The organism is Streptomyces sp. NPDC060049 (assembly GCF_042736715.1).
Taxonomy (GTDB): Bacteria; Actinomycetota; Actinomycetes; order Streptomycetales; family Streptomycetaceae; genus Streptomyces.
In genome coordinates this window covers 333,612-355,204 of sequence record NZ_JBHWVV010000001.1, presented here as the reverse complement: position 1 = coordinate 355,204, position 21,593 = coordinate 333,612, and the positions used below count along the sequence as shown (strand labels likewise).

The following is a 21,593-nucleotide window of genomic DNA, read 5'->3' as shown; positions in this document are numbered from 1 at the left end:
GCGTTCGGTGGACTTCCAGCCGACGCAGGACCAGCGGGACCTGCGGGCAGGCGTACGGGACCTCCTGGAGGGGCGGTACGGGCGCGAGGAGCTGCGGGCCTCCGTGGACCGCGCGGCGCGCACGGGCCGCTCCGTGGACCGGGAGCTGTGGCGGGAGCTCGGCGCGGCAGGCTTCTTCGCGCTGCGGCTCCCCGAGAAGGAGGGCGGAGTGGGGCTCGGCCTGCCCGAGGCGGCCCTCGTCTTCGAGGAGGCCGGGCGGGCGCTCCTGCCCGGGCCTCTGGTCGCCACCCACTTGGCCGCCGGGACCGTCCCGGGGGCCGCGGAGGGGGAGGCGGTGGTGACGGCCTTCGACCTCGACAAGTGGCTGGTGACCCATCTCGACGAGGCCGACGCGGTGCTCGGGTTCCCGCCCGGGCCGCGGACCGGGCGGCCGGTGCGGTCGGCGGATCCGCTCACGCCGCTGGCGAGGGCGAACTGGCGGCTGCACTTCGAAGCGAGCTACGCCGCCGTGGAGGGCCCCGACCTCCGTGACGAGGGGGCGCTGCTGACGGCGGCGCTCCAGCTCGGCAGCGCGCTGCGCACGGTGGAGCTGGCGGTGCGGTACGCCGGCGAGCGCGAGCAGTTCGGGCAGCCGATCGGGGGGTTCCAGGCGGTCAAGCACCTGTGCGCGCAGATGCTGGTGCGGGCCGAGGTGGCCCGTACGGCGGTCTACGCGGCCGCGGTGACCGCGGACGCCGCGGAGGTGGCCGCGGCCAAGCTGCTGGCCGACGAGGCGGCCGTGCGCAACGCGCGGGACTGCCTCCAGGTGCACGGCGGGATGGGCTTCACCTGGGAGGCGGACGTGCACCTGCACCTGAAGCGGGCGTGGGTCCGGGCGGAGCAGTGGCGCACGGCGGCGGAGGCGCAGGAGGCGCTGGCGGCGGAGCTGCTGTTGGAGGCGCTGGCATCGGGGGGCGCTGCCGGTCGGTGAGTCCGCGTCCGGAGCGGGGGTCGGCCCGACCGTTCACTCGCTCGCTGTGACGGAAGGAACGGGCGGGGGCACGGGAGGGACGGCGCGGGACGCCTGTCCGATTACAGAGAGTTGATATCGGTTTGTGTCCTACGCCCGACTCATTGCGGCCCGGAGACGGGGGGCAGCTCCGGTACGCTCCCGGGAATGCGAGCGGTTGAGCGGCGCGAGCGCCGCACAGTATGCACCATGCCTACTCCTTCACGCTGGAATATGCCCGAAGCGCTTGTTGTGGTGACTGTACGTCAACCATGCTGCTCCCCAAGGGGGTCACGCTCGGTGACCCCGTCCTGTCGCGAGGCGAAGTGTCCGCCGGTTCGGATGGTGTGAGCGGTGCAGGGGCTTCAGGTGCAGCTGGAGGTAGGACCGGACCCCGCCGAGGTCGGGCGGGCCCGGCGGTGGGCCCGTTCACGGCTGGCGGGTTCCGGGATAGGGGAGGACGAGCCGCTCGCCGAGACGCTGATCCTGCTGATCTCCGAGCTGGTCACCAACGCCGTCGTGCACACCGGCTGTCCGGCCGTGCTGCGCATGCTGTTCGGGGAGCCGGGGGTCCGGGTCGAAGTCGCCGACGCGAGCGAGCGGGCGCCGGCCCGGCGGCAGGCCGCCGGGGACGACACGGGCGGCCGCGGCCTGGAACTGGTGGACGGGCTGGCGGACCGGTGGGGCTGGCAGCCCGAGGGCGCGGGCAAACGGATCTGGTGCGAGGTGGACCGGGCGGAGAAGGCGGAGGCGGACCGGCTCCCGCACGGAGCCGAAACGCACGCCCCGGTCCATGCCCCGGTCCAGTGCCCCGGTCTGTGACGCGATCCACGCCCCGATCCATGACCCGATCCATGACCCGATCCACGCCCCGATCCATGACCCGATCCACGCCCCGATCCATGACCCGATCCACGCCCCGATCCACGCCCCGATCCTGAAGGAGATCCGGGAACCGCGCTTGTACCTCTAACGAGGTGTTGACGGTTCGTCAACGAGTGATCACCCTTGTCCTTAGCGATTCGTCGCGAGGGGACGCCAAGGGTCCTGCCTTGACGAGTGCGGGTCGTGGGGTGGCGGCTGCCGTGCCGCGCTCGGGGCGTGCATGCGCGCCGCCGCCACCCGTAGAACCGGAAGTGGCCGGGCCCGGCCCGGTGGATCCGCACGGGCGGGCCGGGCCCGGCCGCTCCAGGCGGCCCCCAGAGGCACTGCCGTCGGGCCCCGTTGGTCGAACGTGGCCAGGGGTCCGCCGCTCGGGGTGGGCGCGGCCCAAATCGTTGGTCAAAGTCCGGTGGGGCGGGACACACTGCCCGGCGGCCCGGTTCGTCCGGAACGGGCACCGGGCGACAGCCCGCCGGCTTCACGGGGTGGGAATGACGGGCATGTCGATGGAGGCGCTGGACGCGGTGCCGTGGGACCGGTTCGAGTCGGCCCTTCCCCAGCACCCGGTCAGCGGGGTGCCGCGCGCGCTGCGGCGGCTCGCGCTGGCGGGAGGCGTCGCACGGGAGGAGGAGTACGACCGGCTGTACTTCTGTCTCGCTCCGCAAAACGGCCGGGTGGTTCCCGCGGCGACCGCCGCGCTGCCGTTCATCGTGCGGCTCGCCGCCGATCCGGGCGTGGTGGAACGGGTGTGGCTCGTCGAGCTGTTGGCGTCCTTGGCCGGGACGGCGGCGACGGCCGGGCCCGGTCTGGTGGACGAGGAGTGGCCCGCGGTGTGGCGACGCCACCGGCGCGCGATCCGGGCGCTGCTCGCGGACGCGGATCCCGAGGTGCGGCGGGCGGCCCTCCCTCTGGCCGACGGTGTCGCCCCCTTGCTGGACCGGTGGCGGGCCGAGGCGGACCCGACGGTGCGGCCGGCGGTGCTGCTCGCGCTGGGCGAGGCCGCCGCCGGGAGTGCCGGGAACGGCGCCGAGGCGGCGGAGGGCGAAAGCGGGTCGGTGGAGCGGGTGCGGGCGGTGCTGGCCGGCGTACTGCGTGACGGCAGCCCCGTCATGAAGGTCGCCGCGGTGTGCTCCTGGGCGCACCTGGACCCGCGGGTGCCGGTCCAGCAGGCCGACCTGCTGGTGGCGATCCTCTCCGACAGCGCCGTGCGGCCGGATTTCGAGGCGGTCTGGTACGTGCCGGGGGGTGAGGGCGGCTACTCCCGCGAGGCCGTGGTCCGTTGGGTGACCGGCCTGTTCGAGCACGTCCCGGAGGCGGCGGTGTCGTTCGTGGTCCGGCTGGCGGGCGCGGCGGGTCGCGCCGGGGACGCCGGGCTGTGCCGGGCCGCGCTGGACGAGGCGTGGCGGCTGCTGGTGCTCCGGCCGTCCGCGGCGCCCGCGCTGCTGCCCGTGGCGGGCGGGCTGCTGGGGGACCCGGACGACGCGGTGCGGCTCAAGGCGGCGCACCTCCTCGCGGTGCTCGGACCGAGGGCGGCCGGGTACGCGGACCGGCTCGCCGGCCTGCTCGACGATCCGGGTGAGGACGCCTTCGACTTCACCGAGGGCACCGTCGGCGACTACGCGCGCTGGGCGCTGACCCGGATCGGCGACCCGCGCGGTCTCCCGGGGCTCGTCGAGCGGCTCTACGAGCCCTATCGGGAGCACTACGGACGCGGCTACGTCATGGGGGACCCTCGCCGTCCCGAGATCCACGAGGTCCTGATACCGCTGCGGGCGCACGCGGACGTCCTGCTGCCCTCCCTGCGGGAGGTGATGCGGCACCATGCCGCGCACGACGACGGTTACGGCCCGATGACGGGTGTCTTCCTCAAGACCCTGGAAGCGTGGGGGCCGGACGCGGCCGCCGCGCTGCCGGAGGTCCTGCCGCTCCTGGACGACGCACGCGGCGCGCACCAGGCCGCAGATGTGCTGGCGGCCATGGGGCCGGCCGCGTCGTCCGCCGTGCCTGCCCTGCGTCGCTCCACGGTCCTCGACCACCCGGCGTACCACTGGAAGGTGGCCTGGGTCGCCTCGCGCACGGGTGGTGACGACGGGTCGTCGCTGCGGATCATCGGCGACGCGGTGCTGAACCGGGAACCCTCCTCCTTCGGACCGGTCCACCTCCTGGCCGACTTCGGCCCGTCGGCCGCGCAGTACGCCGACCACGTCCGGCGCACGATGGAGAACTCCGAAGGCTGGTACCGGATCCAGGCCGCGGCGGCGTTGTGGTCGATCACGGGTGAGACCGAGCCGAGCACGTCGGTCCTGGAGGAGTTCGTCCTGCCGACGGCCGACGGCGACGAGGGTTACGGAGCCTTCGCCGCGGCGCTGCGGGTGCTGGCGCGCATGGGCAGGGTCACCCCGCCGGTGCGCACCGCACTGCGGACGGTGAGGGGTTTCGACCGGCGCCTGTCGCCGTACCGGGACTACCGGGCGTTCCTCCAGGACGAGGAGCTCCGTGCCGTGATCGAGGGCGTGCTGGCCCTTCCGTGAGGAGGGCGGGTTCTCCGCGGCGGCGTCGCGGAGAACCCCGGGCGGGGAGCATGGGAAGACGCGTAGGCGCAGGTGGAGCGGGGTGGGCTGCGGTCAGAGGATGGCGACCGGGGCGACCGGGGTGCCCACCGCGCCCACGAAGGGCTCGGGCATGGCGGAGAGCAGGAAGGCGTAGCGGTTTTCCTCTGCACAGGCTGTGGACAACTTTTCGAGGTTCCAGTTCTGGCCCTGGTGCATGCCCATCTCGACCAGGTCCAGCGCGTGCACCGGCAGCCACAGGTCATCGATCTCCGGCGGGAAGATCTCGAAGGTCAGGGTGTCGTTGGCGACGGCCGCCACGTCGCGCGCGTGGAACCACTCGGGCGTGCGGACGGACAGGCCGGGCGAGGGGAAGCCGTATCCGTGCTTGTCGCCCGCGAGGTAGACCTGGACCTGGCCGGTGCGGACCAGCACGATGTCGCCCGCGCGGACGGTGACGCCCCCGAACTCCTGCGCCTCCTCCAGGTCCTGAGGGCTCACCGCGTGGCCCCCGGGGAGCCGGTCCAGGCCCTTGGCGCGGGCCACGTCCAGCAGGACGCCGCGCGAGACGATGGGCCCGGCCTTGTCGATCCCGCTGAACTCGGCGCGGCCGTGCGCCGTGATCGTGCCGGCCGGGCGGCCGTTGTAGATCTTTCCCGAGTGCGAGACGTGCGTGAGCGCGTCCCAGTGGGTCCCGGCCTGGAGTCCGAAGGTCACCGCGTCGTCGCTGCAGGCCACCGTGCCGGGGCCGAAGATCTCCTGGTTGATCTGCACCATCGTGTGCAGGGGGTTGATCCGGCCGGGGATCATGCCTGCCTGCACCCCGTCCTCTTTGAGCGGTAGCGCGAGCGGGACCCGGCGCCCGGTGCGGATCTCGGCGGCGGCGGCCCGTACGACCTCGTCGGTGACGAGGTTCAGGGTGCCGATCTCGTCGTCGGCTCCCCAGCGGCCCCAGTTGTTGACGCGCTTGGCGATGTCGTGGAACTCGGCGGGCATGCCCATGGATCTCATCAGCTCCTCGTAGCGGAAACGAACTGGGGCTTGTGCTGGCGCATCCGACTGCCCATAGAATCTAACGGTCCGTCAGAAACAGCGGGAAGGGGCCGGGCATGGGGAACTTCTTGGCAGGCAAAGTCGTCGCCGTCACGGGCGCGGGCCGGGGCATCGGCCGGGCCGTGGCGCTCGCCGCGGCCGCCGAGGGCGCCAAGGTCGTCGTCAACGACTACGGCGTCGGCATCGAGGGCGGGGAACCGACGAGCGAGGTCGCCGAATCGGTCGTGAAGGAGATCGTCGCCGCGGGCGGCGAAGCCGTCGCCGTCGCCGACGACATCTCCACCATGGCGGGCGGCCAGCGCATCGTCGACACCGCGCTCGCCCAGTACGGACGCATCGACGGAGTCGTCTGCGTCGCCGGCATCCTGCGCGAGCGGATGCTCTTCAACATGTCCGAGGAGGAATGGGACCCGGTGGTCGCCACCCACCTCAAGGGCACCTTCACCGTCTTCCGCGCCGCCTCGGCCGTCATGCGCCGGCAGGGCTCGGGCACGCTGATCGGCTTCACCAGCGGCAACCACCAGGGCTCCGTGGCCCAGGCCAACTACAGCGCAGCCAAGGGCGGGATCATCTCCCTCGTCCGCTCCGCCGCGCTGGGCCTGGCCAAGTACGGGGTCACGTCCAACGCCGTCGCGCCCGTCGCACGGACCCGGATGTCCGCGGGCGTGCCCATGGAGCTCAAGGAGATCGGCGAGCCCGAGGACGTGGCGGCGCTCGTCACCTACCTGCTCTCCGACAAGGCCGTCGCCGTCGGCGGCGAGAAGATCACCGGGCAGGTCTACACGATCGCCGGCCCGAAGATCGCCGTCTGGGCCCAGCCGCGCGAACTGCGCGCCGGCTACGCCGAGGGCTCCTGGACCCCCGAGAAGATCGCCGACTTCCTGCCCGGGACGGTCGGCACCGACCCGATGCCCATGCTCGCGCAGCTCGAAGCCATGGCCAAGGCGGCGGCCGCCAAGGACCGCCCCAACCAGTAGGGCCGGCCCGATCGGCCGGACACGATCGAAGGGGGCACCGACCATGGACTTCGGCTTCGGCGAGGAGGACGAGGAACTGCGCGGCCGTGCCCGGGCGTGGCTGGCCGGGCACCTCACGGGTCAGTACGAGGCCGCCGTCGGCCTCGGCGGGCCGGGCAGCGAGCACGAGGGGGTCGGGCTCCGCCGCGCCTGGGAGCGCGAGCTGGGGCGCGGCGGCTGGATCGGTCAGGGCTGGGAGCCCACCGACGGCGCGGACGGGGCGTACGGCAACCGGCCGCTCTCCCTCACCGGGCAGGTCGTGTGGGCCGAGGAGTACGCGGCCGCGCGCGCCCCCGCCCGGGTCGGCCACATCGGGGAGAACCTCCTCGCGCCGACCCTGATCGCCTACGGCTCCCCGGAGCAGCGGGCGCGCTTCCTCCCGGGCATCGCCCTCGGAGAGGAGCTGTGGTGCCAGGGGTACTCCGAACCGGGCGCGGGCTCCGACCTCGCGGGAATCCGTACGACCGCCGTACGGGACCCGGGTGACGGGCTGCACCGCGTCACCGGGCAGAAGATCTGGACCTCCCTCGCCCAGGACGCCGACTGGTGCTTCGTCCTGGCCCGCACGGAGCCGGGGTCCAAACGGCACCGAGGGCTGTCGTTCCTCCTGGTGCGGATGGACCAGCCGGGACGGGTCGACGTACGGCCGATCCGGCAGATGTCGGGGACCTCCGAGTTCAACGAGGTGTTCTTCGACGGGGCCGTCGCCGCCGAAGTCGTCGGGGGCGAGGGCAACGGCTGGTCCGTGGCCATGGGACTGCTCGCCCTGGAACGGGGCGTGTCCACGCTCGTCCAGCAGATCGGCTTCGCGGCGGAACTGGAGCGCGTGGTCGGCGCCTACGTCGCAGCGGGCGCGGGCGATCCCGTGCTGCGCGAACGCCTCGTACGGCAGTGGGCCGAGCTGCGCACCATGCGGTGGAACGCGCTGCGGACGCTGGGCTCCGCGGACGGGGACCCGGGCGCGCCGAGCGTCGCCAAGCTGCTGTGGGGCGGCTGGCACCGGCGGCTCGGCGAGCTGGCGGTGGCCGTACGGGGCGCGGCGGCCACCGCCGGGCCGACCGACTGGGCGCGGGAGACCCCGTACGAACTCGGACTCGACGAGGAGCAGCGGCTGTTCCTGTTCACCCGCGCCGACACGATCTACGGCGGCTCGGACGAGATCCAGCGCAACATCATCGCCGAGCGCGTGCTCGGCCTGCCTAAGGAGTCCAGGTGAGAGGCGTCGTGTTCGACGGCAAGCAGGCCCAGGTGGTCGACGACCTGGAGATCCGGGACCCGGGGCCGGGGGAGGTGCTGGTCGCGGTGGCGGCGGCCGGGCTGTGCCACAGCGACCTGTCGGTGATCGACGGGACGATCCCGTTCCCACCGCCGGTGGTACTCGGGCACGAGGGCGCCGGGGTGGTCGAGGCGGTCGGTCCGGGGGTGACGCACGTCGCGGCCGGGGACCACGTCGCGCTGTCCACGCTCGCCAACTGCGGGGCGTGCGCGGACTGCGACCGGGGCCGGCCGACCATGTGCCGCAAGGCGATCGGCATGCCCGGGCAGCCGTTCTCGCGGCGCGGGCAGCCGCTCTTCCAGTTCGCGTCCAACTCCGCCTTCGCGGAGCGCACCATCGTCCGGGCCGTGCAGGCCGTGAAGATCCCCCAGGACATACCGCTGACCTCGGCCGCGCTGATCGGCTGCGGTGTCCTGACGGGTGTGGGCGCCGTACTGAACCGGGCGAAGGTCGACCGGGGCGACACGGTCGTCGTCATCGGCACGGGCGGCATCGGGCTCAACGTCCTGCAGGGCGCGCGCATCGCGGGCGCCACGACCATCGTCGCGGTCGACGCGAACCCGGCCAAGGAGGCGGTGGCCCGGCAGTTCGGCGCCACCCACTTCGTCGACGCCTCGGCGGTCCCCGACGCGCCGGCGGCCGTACGCGACATCCTGCCGACGGGCGCGGACCACGCCTTCGAGTGCGTGGGCAGCGTCAAACTGATCCGCCAGGCGATCGACCTCCTGGACCGGCACGGCCAGGCGGTCCTGCTCGGAGTGCCCGGCTTCAAGGAGGAGGCGGCCTTCCAGGTCTCCTCCCTGTACCTGGACAAGACGATCATGGGCTGCCGGTACGGTTCCTCGCGCCCGCAGCGCGACATCGCCCTCTACGCGGAGCTCTACCGGCAGGGCAGGCTGCTGCTGGACGAGCTGGTGACGGAGGTCTACCCGATCGAGGACTTCGCCAAGGCCGCGGACGACGCCCACCACGGCCGGGTGGCGCGCGGGGTCCTCACGTTCTGAGCCCCACGCACCGGAGGCCGGCCCCGCTCACGTGGAGCGGGGCCGGCCTCGGGCGGTTTGAGGCGAGGTGCGGTGCCGGACGTCGCGGGCCAGGGGGCACTTTGACGGCGGGCCCTAGGCGCAGGCCCCGCGCGTGCCGCGGGCGTCCGGTCAGTCGGCGAAGCGGCCGAAGCGGCCCTTGTGGAAGAGCAGGGGTTCGCCTTCACCGGCCGCGCCCATGGCCTCGACCTTGCCGACGACGATGAGGTGGTCCCCGCCGGTGTGCACGGCGTGGATCCGGCAGTCGATCCAGGCGGGCACCGCGTCCAGCTGCGGTGAGCCGGTGGCGGGGGCGGGGGTGTGGTCGACCCCGGCGAACTTGTCGGCGCCGCTCACGGCGAACGCCCGGCACAGTTCGCCCTGTTCGGCGCCGAGGATGTTCACGCAGAACACCCCGGCGCGCGCGATGCGGGGCCAGGTGGTCGACGTGCGCGCCACCATGAAGGTGACCATCGGAGGGTCGAGGGAGAGCGAGGCGAAGGACTGGCAGGCGAAGCCGGCCGGGCCGTCGTCGTCCTCGCCGGGCGGGGCGGTGACGATCGTGACCCCGCTGGCGAAGTTGCCCAGTACGGCCCGGAACTCGGCGGGGCTGACGGGCGCGCGCTCGTCCTCGCCGACGGCCCGCAAGTCGGGGCGCGGCAGTGCGTCGACGGGCTCGGCCCCGGGCTCCGCCGCGGCGGAGGTGGGGGAGCCGACTGACCTGAGGTATCGGACGACGGTGGCCGCCATCCCTGCGTGTCCCATCACGGGACCGATTGAAGCTGACGGTGCGTCAGATGGGAAGGGGGGTGGGGCGCCCGTATATGTGGACGCGTGCGGTGAGGGGTCGAAGGGTGCTCGCCGTGCCGGACCACGGGGGCGCGCAACGGCACATCGGGGGCCGGCGGCACGCCTGCCTGACCACGGGGGGCGCGGGGCAACGGCACACCGAGGGCCGGGGTGGGGCCCGTACGCCGAAGGGGTGAACCCCGCGACCGGCCGAGCTCCGTGGCCCGCAGGCCCCGTACCGGCTGGGCATCGTGTCGGGGGACCACGTCACGGGCCGCGTCACGGAGCGTCGCGGACCGCCTCGCGCACCACGTCACGGACCACAGGAGGACTCATGCTCGGCACCGATTTCCGCAAGGGATCACCCAACTGGCTCGACCTCGGGAGCCCCGACACCGACGCCGCCGTCTCCTTCTACACCGGAGTCTTCGGCTGGGACTTCGTCTCCCTCGGGCCCGAGGCGGGCGGCTACGGCTTCTTCCAGGTCGACGGCAAGACCGTCGCCGCGCTCGGCCCGCTCACCGAGGAGGGCGCCAAGTCCGCCTGGATGCTGCACTTCCACACCCCCGACATCCAGGCCACCGTGGACGCCGTCAAGGCGGGCGGCGGAGCCGTGCGCATGGACCCGATGGACGTCATGGGGGAGGGCTGGCTGGCGCAGGCCACGGACCCGCAGGGAGCGCAGTTCGCGCTCTGGCAGCCCGGGAAGACCGCCGGGCTCGGGCTGACCTCCGCCGAGAACACGCTGGTCTGGGCGGAACTGCACGTACCGGACCCGGTCGCGGACATCGCCTTCTACTCCGAACTGTTCGGCTGGCGCTCCGCCGACATGGAGGCGCCCGGGATGACCTACCGGGTGCTGAGCACCGCCGACGGCGACCAGGAGCAAGCCTCCTTCGGCGGAGTCGCCCCCTCCGAAGGCGACGGGCCCAAGGGCTGGGTGCCGTACTTCAACGTCGCGGACGTCGACGCCACCGTCGGCGCGGCCAAGGCGGGCGGCGGGTCGGTCCTGATGCCGGCGGCGGACGTCCCGGACGTCGGTCGGATCGCCTTCCTGGCGGACCCGGCAGGAGCGATGTTCGCGCTGCTGAAGCCGGACCCCCGGATGTGACCCCGGGCCCCTGGGGGTGATCCCGGGCCCCTGGGGGTGATCCCGGGCCCCTGGGGGTGACCCCGGGCCCCTGGAGGTGCTCCCGGGCTGCCGGAGGTGCTCCCGGGCCGCCGGTGCGACCCGGGTGTCGGCGCCGCAGGTTCTGGGGGTGTCAGCGCCCCAGGTACTTCGGCGTGCGGCGCTCCACGAAGCTCGCCACGCCCTCGTTCGCGTCGGCGGTGGTCATGTTCAGCTCCTGGGCGGTGGCCTCGGCGGCGAGTGCCGTCGCCCGGTCACTGTCCAATGAGGCGTTGACCAGCTGCTTCGTCATCGCGAGGGCGCGCGTGGGGCCCTGCGCGAGGCGCTCCGCCCACGCCCGGGCGGTCCCCTCCAGCTCCTCGGCCGCAACCACCTTGTTCACCAGACCCAGACGCTCGGCCTCGGCCGCCGGGACGGCGTCGCCGAAGAACATCAGCTCCTTCGCCTTCTGCGGGCCGACCAGACGCGGCAGCAAGTACGCACCGCCGCCGTCCGGAACCAGGCCGCGGCGTACGAACACCTCGATGAAACGGGCCGGTTCGGCGGCGATGACCAGATCGCAGGCGAGCGCGAGGTGCGCGCCGATGCCGGCGGCCGTGCCGTTCACGGCGGCGATCACCGGCTTCTCGCAGTCGAGCACGGCGGTGATCAGGCGCTGCGCGCCGAGCCGGATCATACGGGCCACGTCGCCGGCGATCCTCTCGCCGGCGGCGGGCGCGCCGCGCAGGTCGGCGCCCGCGCAGAAGCCCTTGCCGGTGGCGGTGATGACGACGGCCCGCACGGCCGGATCGGCGGACGCCTCGGCGAGCAGCCCGATGACGCGCTCGCGCTGGTCCCAGGTGACGGCGTTCATCGCCTCCGGGCGGTTGAGGGTGATCCACGAAACGCCGTTGTCGATGCGGTGGAGGACGTCGTCCTCGGGGGTGGGTGTCATTGGCGCTCCCGTTCGGGGTGGGTGGGTAGGTGGGTGGGACCGGACGGGCGACACCCTGGGCCCCCCGCCGCCTCAAACGCCGACGGGGCTGGCTGTGGTGCCGCGATGCCCCTGCCGGGCGGCGGGGCTGGTTGTGGTGCCGCGATGCCCCTGCCGGGCGGCGGGGCTGGTTGTGGTGCCGCGCCGTGCACGCCGCTCGGTGCCGTTGCCGGGGACCAGCCCCCGGACCCCCGCGCCTCAAACGCCGGCGGGGCTGGAATTGCGGGGCGCAGGCGTTCGGGTGTGCGCAGCGCGGGGTTGTGCCCCGGCAGGCAGCCCCGCCGAGCGGGCGGCGCGGCTACATCCCCCGCCGGCGTTTGAGGCGCGGGGCCGGGGCGGAGCCCGGGATCTACGGGTCTGGGCTCCGCCCAGGGAACGGTGGAAGGGCGGGGCGGGGACGGATCCACGCAGCGACACCTGGCTTCGGGCGTGGACCCGGACCCGGAGCCGGACCCGGACCCGGAGCCGGAGTCGGAGTCGGAGCCGGAGCCGGAGCCGGACCCGGAGCCGGAGCCGGAGCCGGACCCGGAGCCGGAGCCGGGGTCCGTAGGGGAGCCGAGGGCTAGCGGCAGATCGCCAGCGCGTCCAGCGCCACCGCCCCCTGTCCGCGCGGCAGCACCATCAGCGGGTTGATGTCCAGCTCGGAGAGCTCGTCGCCCAGTTCCAGCGCCATCCGCTGGACCCGGAGGATGACCTCCACCAGCGCGTCGACGTCGGCGGGCGGAGCCCCCCGTACGCCCTCGAGCAGCGCGTGCCCGCGCAGCTCCGTCAGCATCGCCCGTGCCTGGTCCTCCCCGAAGGGCGGTACCCGGACCGCCGCGTCGTGCAGGATCTCCACCAGCACGCCGCCGAGTCCCACCGTCACCGTCGGACCGAACAGGTCGTCCTGCGTGACCCCGACGACCATCTCGACTCCGCGCTCCACCATCTGGCAGACGAGGATCCCGTCCAACGGGACGTTCTCGTAGCGCGCGATGTCGGTCAACTCCCGGTAGGCGTCCCGGATCTGGCTCGCCGACGTCAGGCCGATCTTCACCAGCCCCAGCTCCGTCTTGTGTCCGAGCTGCGGGCCGGAGGCCTTCATGACCACCGGGTACCCGACCAGCCCCGCCGCCCGTACGGCGGCGGCCGCGCTGGTCACCAACTGCTCCCGGGGCACCCGTATCCCGTAGGCGCGCAGGAGCTGCTTCGCCGAGTGCTCGCTCAGCTGCTGGCCCGGGCGCATGAGCGCCTGCGCCTTGCGGAAGGAGGGCGACGGGGTGCGCGGGGCGTCCTCGAAGGGGGAGCGGTAGGCGGCGGTGAAGCGGTGGTGGCCCAGGTAGGCGCGGACGGCGGTGATGCAGTTGCCGAAGGTGCGGAAGGTCGCGACCCGGGAGGATCCGAGGAGGGTGGTGCGGTAGGCCTCCTCGGTGCCGACCGGGGAGCCCCAGATCACGCAGATCAGCTTGTCGGTCTGCTCGGCCGCGTCCACGAGGTCCTGCGCGAGTTTGTCGCTCATGGGCGGGAAGGGACCGGTGATCGGGCAGATCAGGACGCCCACGGACGGGTCGGCGAGGATCGCGTCGATGATCTTGCGGCCGCGCCAGTCGCCGACCGGATGGCCGCCGTTGTCGACGGGGTTGGAGACGCCCAGGTATTCGGGGATCCACTGGTGGAGCTCGTCCTGCTTGGCCTGGGCGAGGGTGGGCAGGCTGAGCCCCGCCTCCGTCGCCAGGTCGGAGAAGTGGGCTCCGGTGCCGCCGGAGATGGAGTAGACGACGACGCCGTCGGCGAGCGGTTTGCGCGCCCGGGCCAGCAGGGCGGCGGTGTCCTGGAGTTCGTCGAGGCCGTCGACGCGGATGACGCCGAACTGCCGCATCGCGGCGTCGACGACGGTGTCCGCGCCGGTCAGCTTCCCGGTGTGGGAGGCGGCCATGCGGGCACCGGTCTCGGTGCGGCCGACCTTGACGGCGACGACGGGGACCCCGTTGCGGGCGGCCCGGTCGGCGGCGAGGAGGAACTGCCGGCCGTCCTTCAGGCCCTCGACGTAGCAGGCGATGGCCCCGACCTCGGGCTGCTCGGCGAAGTAGGAGATGAAGTCGGAGGTTTCGAGGTCGGCCTCGTTGCCCGTGGGGGCCCAGTGGGAGAGCCGGATGCCGAGTTCTTGGAGGGTGTAGACGGGCCGCCCTTGGTGGCCGGACTGGGTGATCAGCGCGATGGCCGGCCCGTCGAGGTCGTCGCGGAATTCCTCGAAGGCGTTGAGGTTCGTGTTGGGTCCCAGGAGGCGAAGGCCCGATCGCCGGACGGCGGCCCCCAGGCGGGCCTGCGCGGCGGCGCCCTCGTCGCCGGTCTCGGCGAAGCCGGAGGCGAAGGCGACGGCGAACTTCACCTTGGCCTCGGCCAGCTCCTCGATGACGGGGAGCGGGTCGGCGACGAGGAGGACCGCGAGGTCCACCTGTTCGGGCAGGTCGGCCACGGAGGGGTGGCACGGCAGCCCGAAGACGGCGGTGCGGGTGGGGTGGACGGGGTGCAGCCGGGCCCCGACCCGCTCCGCCCAGGCGATGAGCTGCCGGGTGATGCCGGTGTTGGGTCTGCCGTCGGCGTCCGAGGCGCCGATGACGGCAACGGACTCGGGCCGGAAGAACCGGTCCAGGTCGGGAGCGTCGGCGTGCAGGGGCCGACCGCTGACGTCCAGCGCGACCGCGTCCTCGGTGGAGGGAGCCGCCGTGGAGTGGACGGCCGTCCTGGGGGTCTCCCCGCAGGCCTCGACACGTGCGCGGAAGTCGGTGGTGAGGGTGCCGTGAGTAGATCCAAGCATCGTTCCGCCCGCTCCTGCTCGATGAACCTCGATTACTGACGCGTAGTCAGATTACTGAACTGACGTGCCGTCAGGAACAGGGATGCGCAGGAAAGCTGGTGGAGGTGATGTGTGGAACGGTCTCAGATCCCCTCGGGACGGGTCCAGACCACTATTCGGCCGAGGTCGGCGTGGCGTGCGGGAGGTGTGGGGGCGCGGGAGGTGTGGGCCCGAACGGGGTGGGGATCCGTCCGGGCGCGGGGTCTCGCCGGCCGCGCGGCCGCCGCGCGGCCGCCGGGTCGTGCGGCGGTTGCGGGGGCGGCGTACCCCCGCCGTGGCGACGCGTCACCACTCCCGGGGGCGGATCAGCTCCTCCACGTCCGCGTCCGCGAAGCCGTACGCCGAGGCCACGAACCAGAAGTCCTCGGCTATCTCCTCGCGCGCGACGGTCTCGATCCCGCTCCCCGCCGCCTCGAACTCCGCTTCCAGGAGGTTGAACTCCTCCGTCGCCGCGCCGGTCAGCACGTACAGCGCTGCCAGATCGGCGGGCCGCTCGGCCTCGATGCGGGCGCACAGTGCGCGCAGGATCGCGCAGCCCTTGTCGAGGACGTGATCGGGGAAGTACTGGTCCGCGTAGAGCTGCCGAAGGAAGGCGCGGTCCGCCACCTGCTGGTTCGTGATCGACACGATGATCCCCCGTCTTTCTTGATGAGCCGACGTGTCGATGCTGCACCGCCCCACTGACAGTCGCCGCTGCGGCGGGGGTTCGGGGGTTCGGGGGTTCGGGGGGCGATCGGGGGTGATCGGGCGGGCGGTCGTTCTACGTGCGCAGGTCCCGGGCGACGGCTTTGGCGATCTTCTCGGCGTCCAGGGCCAGTTCGCGGAAGTTGCCGCTGATGGGGTTGGTGTAGCCGGTGAAGTAGAGCCCCGGCGCTTCCCGCGGGGTCCGGGCGCCGTGGGCGCGGGGGCGGCCCCGGTCGTCCAGTACGCCGAGACCTCCGACCAGACCTTCGAGGGCGCGGCGGTAGCCGGTGGCCGCGATCACCGCGTCCGGGGTGATCCGGGAGCCGTCGGCGAGGATTACCTCGGCGCCGTCGAAGGATTCGACCGCGGCGACCGGCTCGACGCGCCCGGCGCGGATCGCGTCGATCAGGCCGACGTCCTGGACCGGGATCGAACCCTGCTTGACCCTGCTGTACAGGCCGCTGGTGGGGCGCGGGAGGCCGTACGCCGACAGGTCCGGGACCGAGGCCTTGCCGACGATCGCGCCGAGCCGGTCGACGAGCCCCACGGGGAGCCTGCGGACCAGGATCCCGGTGCGCTGGGCCGGCCAGCCGGCGGTCGAGCGGCGCAGGATGTGCGGGGCGGTGCGCACGGCGAGGCGGACCCGCGCGGCTCCACCGTCGGCGAGGTCGACGGCTATCTCGGCGCCGGTGTTGCCGACGCCGACGACGAGCACGTCCTGGCCGGCGTAGGGGGCCGGGTTGCGGTAGTCGGCGGCGTGCGCGAGGGAGCCCGTGAAGGCGTCCTGGCCGGGCCAGTCGGGAATGACGGGGGTGTGGTTGTAGCCGGTGGCGACCACGACCGCGCCGGCGGCCATGACGCGACCGCCGGTGGCGTGCAGGGTCCAGCCGGTGGTGCTGGCGGCGCTGGTGCCGGCGTCCGTGTCGGCGCCCGTGTCCGCGCCGGCGTCGGTGCCCGTGCCCGTGCTGGTTTCGGGGCCGCTGTCGGATCCGACGGAGTCCGCGCGCTCGATGCGGGTCACCTCGACGCCCGTGACGAGCTCCAGCTCGTGGAACTCGGCGTACTTCTCCAAGTACCGCACGACGTTCTCGCGCGCGACCCAGCGCCCGAAGCGCCGCGGCATGGCGAGGCCCGGGAGGGCGGAGAGGCGGCGCGTGGTGTGCAGGTGGAGCCGGTCGTAGTGGCGGCGCCAGGAGGCGCCCACGGACTCCGACTTCTCCACGACCACCGCTCGGACCCCGCGGGCGCGCAGCGCGGCGGCGACGGCGAGGCCGCCGGGACCGGCGCCGATCACGTAGACGGGGCGGGGCTGGGTGGACAGGTCGGGTGCTGAGGAGACTCCGGGCATGAAGCGTGAGCGTATCGCCGTGCGGCGGCGGTGGGTCTCGGACGAGGAGGGAATCGATTGCGGATCGATCACGGCGGCGCCATGGGGAGGTGCGGATGCCCTGCGCGTGCCGTGCGGTGTTCTTGCCCGGGCCCCGCCCGGGACTTGTGGGATGCGGCGGGATCCGGTGAACTGACGCTACGTCAGATATGGCGTGCTGCCCTCCCTGGACGATCGGCGAAGAGGACTGCTGCTATGAGTACGAGTACTGGTGCGGGCGCGGGTGCGGCTGCGGCTGCGGCTGCCGTGCGCTTCGACCTGCCGGAGATCGACGACTTCACCCGTCCCTACTGGGACGCGGCCGCGCAGGGGCGCCTGCTGCTGCGCCGGTGCGGGGAGTGCGGCAAGGCGCACCACTACCCGCGGGAGTTCTGCCCTGCCTGCTGGGCGGGCGAGGACCGGGTGACGTGGGAGACCGCGACGGGCCGGGCCACGCTGTACACGTGGTCGGTGATCCACCGCAACGACCTCCCGCCGTTCGGCACCCGCGTGCCGTACGCGGCTGCGGTCGTCGACCTGGCGGAGGGCCCCCGGATGATGACCGAGGTCGTCGACTGCGAGGAGGCGGACCTGCGCATCGGCATGGACCTGACGGTGACCTTCCGCGAGGCGGCGGAGGGTATCCGGGTGGCGGTGTTCTCGCCCACGGGGGCGTGAGTGCCGCTCGGCCCAGGGGCAGGGGCGGGCCGCCGGCCCGCCGGGGGATCGGGGCCGGCGGCGGGGCGGAGGGTGTCCCTCCACCCCGGGCACTTCCCGGCCGTGGCTGGGGGAGACGCGCGGCGCGCGGTCGCCGCGGGGCTTGACGGGCACTTCGACGGCAGGGCCTACGGCCAGAGGAGGTGGCGGGTCCAGGGGGCGGTGGGGGTGGTGCGGGTGTACCGGAGGCGGGTGTGGCGGCGTGCGGCGTCGCCCTGGAAGAACTCGACCTCGGTCGCGGCGAGTACGTACCTCGTCCAGGTCGGGGCGGGCGCGTCCGGCTCGGTGCCGGCGCGGTCCCAGGCCGCCGTCGAGGCGCGCACCAGTTCCTCGACGGAGCCCAGCACCTCGCTCTGTCGGCCCGTCAGCGCCGCGGCCAGCGCGCCGCGCGAGCGGACCGCCAGGTCCGCGCGGCTCTCCGCCGCGTCGCATGCCGTGACGCGGCCCCGGAGGCGGATCTGCCGGGCCACGGCCGGCCAGTAGAACCCGAGCGCCGCGTCCGGACGCGCCGCCAGCTGCCGGCCCTTGGCGCTGGTGGAGTGGGAGGCGAAGTGCCAGCCGCGCTCGTCGGCGTCGTGGAGCATCAGGGTGCGTACGTCGGGCCGCCCGTCGGGGTCCACGGTCGCCAGGCTCATCGTGTGCGGTTCCTGCTGCCCCGCGCCGGCGGCGTGGACGAACCAGTCGCGGAACAGGGCCACCGGCTCGTCCGGCGCGGTGGCCGGGTCGAAGACGGGCAGCGGGCCGTCCCATACACGCAGCGAGTGCAGGGTGGCGTGGAAGTCGTCGGGCCGGCCGGCGGGGCCGGTGGGGCCGTCTTGGCTGCTGGTCATGCGGCTATGGAACACCACGGTGGGGTCGTGGGCCGGGGTGGGTGGGGGCGGGTCCGGCCCCCACCGGCCCGAGATCCCCCTCAACCCCGGCCCGAGATCCCCCTCAACCCCGGCCCAGGATCACCGTTCCCGACGAGCAGAACCAGCCGCCCGTGCCCGACGCCAGGGCCACCCGGGGGAGGGAGCCGTCGCGTTTGCGGACCTGGCCTTCGCCCGCCTCGCCGCGCAGCTGGCGTACTGCCTCGACCAGCAGGAAGAGGCCGCGCATGCCGGGGTGGCAGGCCGAGAGGCCGCCGCCGTCGGTGTTGACCGGGAGTTCGCCGTCCCGGAGGAGGCGGCCCTTCTCCACGAAGGGGCCGCCTTCGCCCTTCGCGCAGAAGCCGAGGTCCTCGAGCGTCACCAGGGTCATGTACGTGAAGGCGTCGTAGATCTCGGCCAGGTCCACGTCGGCCGGGGTCAGCCCGGCGCGGGCGAAGGCCTGGCGGCCCGATACGGCCGCCGGGGAGACCGTGAAGTCCTCCCACTCCGACATCGTGGTGTGCGACACCGAGGTGCCCGAGCCGAGGATCCAGACCGGCTCCTTCGCGGTGTCCGGTACGTAGTCCTCCGCCGCCAGCAGGACCGCGCAGCCGCCGTCCGAGCGGATGCAGCAGTTCAGCTTCGTGAAGGGGTCCGCGATCATGCCGGAGTCCAGGACGTCCTCGACGGTGATCGGGTCGCGGAACATGGCGTCGGGGTTGGTGGCGGCGTTCGCCCGCGCCTGGACGGCGACCTCGGCGAGCTGTTCCAGCGTCGTGCCGTACTCGTGCATGTGGCGGCGGGCCGCCATCGCGTACTTGGAGACCAGCGTGTGCCCGTACGGGACCTCGAACTGCAGGGGTCCGCGCGCGCCGAAGGAGAGGTTCGAGGTCCGGCGGCGGGCCTTGATGTCGGCGCGCGCGGTGGATCCGTAGACGAGGAGGACCGCGTTGGCGTGGCCCGCGGCGATGGCGTCGGCTGCGTGGGCGGCCATGACTTCCCAGGTGGAGCCGCCGACCGAGGTGGAGTCGACCCAGGTGGGCCGCAGGCCCAGGTACTCGGCCACTTCGACGGGCGCGAGGATGCCGAGGCCGGCCGAGGCGAAGCCGTCGATGACCGAGCGGTCCAGACCGGAGTCGGCCAGGGCGCGGCGGGCGGCCTGCGCGTGCAGGGCGTACGGGGTCGGGCCGTCGACCCGGCCGCAGTCCGAGAGGGCGACGCCGACGACGGCGACCCGGCGGGGCCGGGCCTGACGGCCGGCGGGGACGGAGACCGCGGGGGCGGAGGTCGCGGAGGTGATCACGGAGGAGGGAGATCCAGGCATGGGGTGACGGTACAGCTGACGATTCGTCAGATGCTAGGCCGCGAGCCGCGAGCCGCGAGCCGCGAGCCGCGAGCCGCGAGCCGCGGGCCGGAGTCCCGGGCCGGAGTCCCGGGCCGGAGTCCCGGGCCGGAGTCCCGGGCCCACCTCACCCCGACCCGGGCCCTGAGCTCCGGGTCAGAACCCCGCCCGCTTTCGGGGGCTCCGCACCCTGTGCGCCCTGAGCTCCGGGTCAGAACCCCGCCCGCTTTCGGGGGCTCCGCCCCCTGTGCATCTGGGGCCGCCCGCCCTAACATGACGGCCCGTCAGATACGGGGAGGAGCCCGACGATGGATGCCGCCTTCACCGCGGAGCAGGACGAGATGCGCCGCACCCTGCGCGAGATCCTGGGCAAGCGCTGCGGACCGGACGAGGTCAAGGCCGCCGTCCGCACCGCCGCCGGACACGACCGCGAGCTGTGGCAGCAGCTCGCCCAGCAGCTCGGACTGCCCGGCATCGCCGTGGCCGAGGAGTACGGAGGTGTCGGCTGCACCCCCGCCGACCTGGCCCTGGCCTGCGAGGAGACCGGGCGGGTACTGCTGCCCTCGCCGCTGCTCGCCACCGCCGTGCTCGTCACGCCGCTGGTCACCGCCCTGGGCACCGCGGCCCAGCGCTCCGCCCTGCTCCCGCCGCTCGCGGCCGGCGGGCGGACCGCCGCCCTCGCCGTGCCCGGCCCGGCCCTGGCCACCGCCCTCGCGCTCACCGGGGACGACGCCCGCGGCGAGTGGGCGGGCGGCGGCCGCGCCGGAGGGGTGCAGGCCCGCGCCGTGGACGGCGGCTGGCGGCTGTACGGGGAGGTCGCCCAGGTGCTCGACGGGCACAGTGCCGACCTGCTGCTCGTCGCCGCGCACGCGGGAGGCTTCGCCCGCAGTCGCACGCTGCTCTTCCTCGTACGGGAGGGCGCGCCCGGCCTCGTACGGGCACGGCAGGCCACGCTCGACGAGACCCGCCCGCAGGGTCGCATCCAACTCCGTGATGTCGAGGCGGAATTGCTCGGCGAAGGCGGGGCGGACGCCGGCGCGGACCTGCTCGCGGCCCTTGCCGCGGCCGGCCGCGGAGCCGCCGCCGTCCTGGCCGCCGAGGCGGTCGGCGCGGCCGGGCAGGCGCTCGCCCGCACCGTGGAGTACGTGAGCCGGCGCGAGCAGTTCGGCCGGGCCGTCGGCTCGTTCCAGGCGGTCAAGCACCGGCTCGCCGACCTCTACGTCCAGGTCCAGGCGGCCCGCTCCGCCGCCTACTACGCCGCCTGGGACCCACGGCAGGGCGGCCTCGCCCTCGCCCAGGCCCTGGAAGCCCTGCGGACCACCGCGGGCGAGGCGATCCAGCTGCACGGCGGCATCGGCTTCACCTGGGAGCACGACGCCCACCTCTACTTCAAGCGGGCGGCCGCCGACGAACTGCTGTTCGGTCCCGTCCATCGGCTGCGCGCCCACGCCGCGGACGCCGCCGGCCTGTTCACCCCCGCCCCCCGGAACGACATGAAGAAGGTGGCCGTCTGATGGCTGTGGCTCCCGGCGTCGGCGTCAAGCTGATGCAGAAGGTCTCCTCGACCATGCTGTTCGCCAAGATCGCGCCGCACTTCATCCCCGCCCTGGACAAGGCGGTGCACAAACTCACGCGGGGCAAGGTCATCCTCAGCGCGCAGATGCTCCCCGGCGTGATCCTCACCGCCAAGGGCGCCAAGACCGGCGAGCCGCGCACCACCCCGCTCGCGTGCATGCCGGAGGACGGGGGCGTGAGCTGGCTGCTGATCGGCTCGAACTTCGGCCGCCCAGGACACCCGGCGTGGACCGGGAACCTGCTCAAACACCCTGACGCACAGGTGAGCTGGAAGGGCCAGGACATCGCCGTACGCGCCCGCCTTCTGGCGGGCGGGGAACGTGTGGCCGCCTGGCAGGCGGTGCTGAAGTTCTGGCCGCCGTACGCGACGTACCAGGCGCGCATCGAGCGCGAGATCCGGTTGTTCCGCCTGGAGCGTCGCTGATCCTGGGCGGAAGCCGGAGCGGCCACGGCCGCGAAAGGCGCGACCACGGCCACGAGAGCGCGGCTAAGGCCGCGAAAGCGCGACCACGGCCACGAGAGCGCGGCTAAGGCCATGAAAGCGGCTG

Annotated in this window: 18 protein-coding genes; 10 read left to right on the top strand and 8 right to left on the bottom strand. The window is 73.7% G+C overall.

Features of this window, described 5'->3' with window-relative positions:
* The first annotated feature begins 7 nt into the window (after nucleotides 1–7).
* From ACFWBY_RS01625 to ACFWBY_RS01615, 3 genes are all read left to right on the top strand, one after another.
* Entirely contained in the window at nucleotides 8–970 is a 963-nt protein-coding gene (locus ACFWBY_RS01625) for an acyl-CoA dehydrogenase family protein (protein ID WP_385330798.1), read from the top strand.
* Nucleotides 971–1,342: 372 nt separating this feature from the next.
* Nucleotides 1,343–1,810: an ATP-binding protein gene (locus ACFWBY_RS01620; RefSeq protein ID WP_385330801.1), complete on the top strand. Its 468-nt coding sequence runs from the start codon at nucleotides 1,343–1,345 to the stop codon at nucleotides 1,808–1,810.
* A gap of 551 nt (nucleotides 1,811–2,361) precedes the next feature.
* Nucleotides 2,362–4,401 carry a hypothetical protein gene (locus ACFWBY_RS01615; RefSeq protein WP_385330805.1) on the top strand — a complete coding sequence of 680 codons (2,040 nt, stop codon included), beginning with the start codon at nucleotides 2,362–2,364 and terminating at the stop codon, nucleotides 4,399–4,401.
* Nucleotides 4,402–4,494: 93 nt separating this feature from the next.
* Here ACFWBY_RS01615 and ACFWBY_RS01610 read toward each other — a convergent pair whose 3' ends face one another.
* A complete protein-coding gene (locus ACFWBY_RS01610; protein ID WP_385330878.1) occupies nucleotides 4,495–5,421 on the bottom strand; it encodes a cyclase family protein in 927 nt (308 codons plus the stop codon).
* 107 nt (nucleotides 5,422–5,528) lie between these two features.
* On the opposite strand from ACFWBY_RS01610, the gene ACFWBY_RS01605 reads away from it, so the two are divergent.
* From ACFWBY_RS01605 to ACFWBY_RS01595, 3 genes are read left to right on the top strand one after another with little or no spacing between them, the layout of a single operon-like run.
* Complete coding sequence (locus ACFWBY_RS01605) at nucleotides 5,529–6,449, top strand: SDR family oxidoreductase (RefSeq protein WP_385330807.1); 921 nt, start codon at nucleotides 5,529–5,531, stop codon at nucleotides 6,447–6,449.
* Between the two features lie 43 nt (nucleotides 6,450–6,492).
* Nucleotides 6,493–7,704 (top strand): acyl-CoA dehydrogenase family protein, encoded by a 1,212-nt coding sequence (locus ACFWBY_RS01600; RefSeq protein WP_385330810.1) that lies wholly within the window; start codon nucleotides 6,493–6,495, stop codon nucleotides 7,702–7,704.
* Complete coding sequence (locus tag ACFWBY_RS01595; protein ID WP_385330813.1) at nucleotides 7,701–8,768, top strand: Zn-dependent alcohol dehydrogenase; 1,068 nt, start codon at nucleotides 7,701–7,703, stop codon at nucleotides 8,766–8,768. The genes ACFWBY_RS01600 and ACFWBY_RS01595 overlap by 4 nt, the downstream gene beginning before the upstream one ends.
* A gap of 150 nt (nucleotides 8,769–8,918) precedes the next feature.
* On the opposite strand, the gene ACFWBY_RS01590 is transcribed toward ACFWBY_RS01595, so the two are convergent.
* The gene (locus tag ACFWBY_RS01590) at nucleotides 8,919–9,536 is read right to left on the bottom strand and encodes a flavin reductase family protein (protein ID WP_385330881.1); all 618 of its coding nucleotides are present in this window, start codon (nucleotides 9,534–9,536) and stop codon (nucleotides 8,919–8,921) included.
* Between the two features lie 373 nt (nucleotides 9,537–9,909).
* On the opposite strand from ACFWBY_RS01590, the gene ACFWBY_RS01585 reads away from it, so the two are divergent.
* Nucleotides 9,910–10,686 (top strand): VOC family protein, encoded by a 777-nt coding sequence (locus tag ACFWBY_RS01585; RefSeq protein ID WP_385330816.1) that lies wholly within the window; start codon nucleotides 9,910–9,912, stop codon nucleotides 10,684–10,686.
* A gap of 151 nt (nucleotides 10,687–10,837) precedes the next feature.
* Here the strand turns inward: ACFWBY_RS01585 and ACFWBY_RS01580 are convergent, their stop codons facing one another.
* The 4 genes from ACFWBY_RS01580 to ACFWBY_RS01565 form a co-directional block, all read right to left on the bottom strand.
* Nucleotides 10,838–11,638 carry an enoyl-CoA hydratase/isomerase family protein gene (locus ACFWBY_RS01580; protein WP_385330819.1) on the bottom strand — a complete coding sequence of 267 codons (801 nt, stop codon included), beginning with the start codon at nucleotides 11,636–11,638 and terminating at the stop codon, nucleotides 10,838–10,840.
* Nucleotides 11,639–12,239: 601 nt separating this feature from the next.
* Complete coding sequence (locus ACFWBY_RS01575) at nucleotides 12,240–14,474, bottom strand: acetate--CoA ligase family protein (RefSeq protein ID WP_385330823.1); 2,235 nt, start codon at nucleotides 14,472–14,474, stop codon at nucleotides 12,240–12,242.
* 324 nt (nucleotides 14,475–14,798) lie between these two features.
* Complete coding sequence (locus ACFWBY_RS01570; RefSeq protein ID WP_385330825.1) at nucleotides 14,799–15,140, bottom strand: DUF5713 family protein; 342 nt, start codon at nucleotides 15,138–15,140, stop codon at nucleotides 14,799–14,801.
* 133 nt (nucleotides 15,141–15,273) lie between these two features.
* Nucleotides 15,274–16,545 carry a flavin-containing monooxygenase gene (locus ACFWBY_RS01565; protein ID WP_385330828.1) on the bottom strand — a complete coding sequence of 424 codons (1,272 nt, stop codon included), beginning with the start codon at nucleotides 16,543–16,545 and terminating at the stop codon, nucleotides 15,274–15,276.
* 234 nt (nucleotides 16,546–16,779) lie between these two features.
* On the opposite strand from ACFWBY_RS01565, the gene ACFWBY_RS01560 reads away from it, so the two are divergent.
* Nucleotides 16,780–17,241, top strand: a complete 462-nt coding sequence (locus ACFWBY_RS01560) for a Zn-ribbon domain-containing OB-fold protein (RefSeq protein WP_385330831.1) — start codon at nucleotides 16,780–16,782, stop codon at nucleotides 17,239–17,241.
* A 167-nt stretch (nucleotides 17,242–17,408) separates the two neighbouring features.
* Here the strand turns inward: ACFWBY_RS01560 and ACFWBY_RS01555 are convergent, their stop codons facing one another.
* The gene (locus tag ACFWBY_RS01555; protein ID WP_385330834.1) at nucleotides 17,409–18,110 is read right to left on the bottom strand and encodes a pyridoxal 5'-phosphate synthase; all 702 of its coding nucleotides are present in this window, start codon (nucleotides 18,108–18,110) and stop codon (nucleotides 17,409–17,411) included.
* A 103-nt stretch (nucleotides 18,111–18,213) separates the two neighbouring features.
* Nucleotides 18,214–19,452 (bottom strand): acetyl-CoA acetyltransferase, encoded by a 1,239-nt coding sequence (locus tag ACFWBY_RS01550; protein ID WP_385330836.1) that lies wholly within the window; start codon nucleotides 19,450–19,452, stop codon nucleotides 18,214–18,216.
* 326 nt (nucleotides 19,453–19,778) lie between these two features.
* Between ACFWBY_RS01550 and ACFWBY_RS01545 the strand changes: the two genes are divergently transcribed.
* Both ACFWBY_RS01545 and ACFWBY_RS01540 read left to right on the top strand, forming a co-directional pair.
* Nucleotides 19,779–20,984, top strand: a complete 1,206-nt coding sequence (locus tag ACFWBY_RS01545; RefSeq protein ID WP_385330838.1) for an acyl-CoA dehydrogenase family protein — start codon at nucleotides 19,779–19,781, stop codon at nucleotides 20,982–20,984.
* Nucleotides 20,984–21,469, top strand: a complete 486-nt coding sequence (locus tag ACFWBY_RS01540) for a nitroreductase family deazaflavin-dependent oxidoreductase (RefSeq protein WP_385330841.1) — start codon at nucleotides 20,984–20,986, stop codon at nucleotides 21,467–21,469. The genes ACFWBY_RS01545 and ACFWBY_RS01540 overlap by 1 nt, the downstream gene beginning before the upstream one ends.
* Nucleotides 21,470–21,593 lie beyond the last annotated feature (124 nt).

Coding starts and splice junctions, on each gene's coding strand:
- ACFWBY_RS01615 (WP_385330805.1), top strand. CDS start 2,362: ATGACGGGCATGTCGATGGAGGCGCTGGACGCGGTGCCGTGGGACCGG.
- ACFWBY_RS01610 (WP_385330878.1), bottom strand. CDS start 5,421: ATGGGCATGCCCGCCGAGTTCCACGACATCGCCAAGCGCGTCAACAAC.
- ACFWBY_RS01605 (WP_385330807.1), top strand. CDS start 5,529: ATGGGGAACTTCTTGGCAGGCAAAGTCGTCGCCGTCACGGGCGCGGGC.
- ACFWBY_RS01600 (WP_385330810.1), top strand. CDS start 6,493: ATGGACTTCGGCTTCGGCGAGGAGGACGAGGAACTGCGCGGCCGTGCC.
- ACFWBY_RS01590 (WP_385330881.1), bottom strand. CDS start 9,536: ATGGCGGCCACCGTCGTCCGATACCTCAGGTCAGTCGGCTCCCCCACC.
- ACFWBY_RS01585 (WP_385330816.1), top strand. CDS start 9,910: ATGCTCGGCACCGATTTCCGCAAGGGATCACCCAACTGGCTCGACCTC.
- ACFWBY_RS01580 (WP_385330819.1), bottom strand. CDS start 11,638: ATGACACCCACCCCCGAGGACGACGTCCTCCACCGCATCGACAACGGC.
- ACFWBY_RS01575 (WP_385330823.1), bottom strand. CDS start 14,474: ATGCTTGGATCTACTCACGGCACCCTCACCACCGACTTCCGCGCACGT.
- ACFWBY_RS01565 (WP_385330828.1), bottom strand. CDS start 16,545: ATGCCCGGAGTCTCCTCAGCACCCGACCTGTCCACCCAGCCCCGCCCC.
- ACFWBY_RS01560 (WP_385330831.1), top strand. CDS start 16,780: ATGAGTACGAGTACTGGTGCGGGCGCGGGTGCGGCTGCGGCTGCGGCT.
- ACFWBY_RS01555 (WP_385330834.1), bottom strand. CDS start 18,110: ATGACCAGCAGCCAAGACGGCCCCACCGGCCCCGCCGGCCGGCCCGAC.
- ACFWBY_RS01550 (WP_385330836.1), bottom strand. CDS start 19,452: ATGCCTGGATCTCCCTCCTCCGTGATCACCTCCGCGACCTCCGCCCCC.
- ACFWBY_RS01545 (WP_385330838.1), top strand. CDS start 19,779: ATGGATGCCGCCTTCACCGCGGAGCAGGACGAGATGCGCCGCACCCTG.
- ACFWBY_RS01540 (WP_385330841.1), top strand. CDS start 20,984: ATGGCTGTGGCTCCCGGCGTCGGCGTCAAGCTGATGCAGAAGGTCTCC.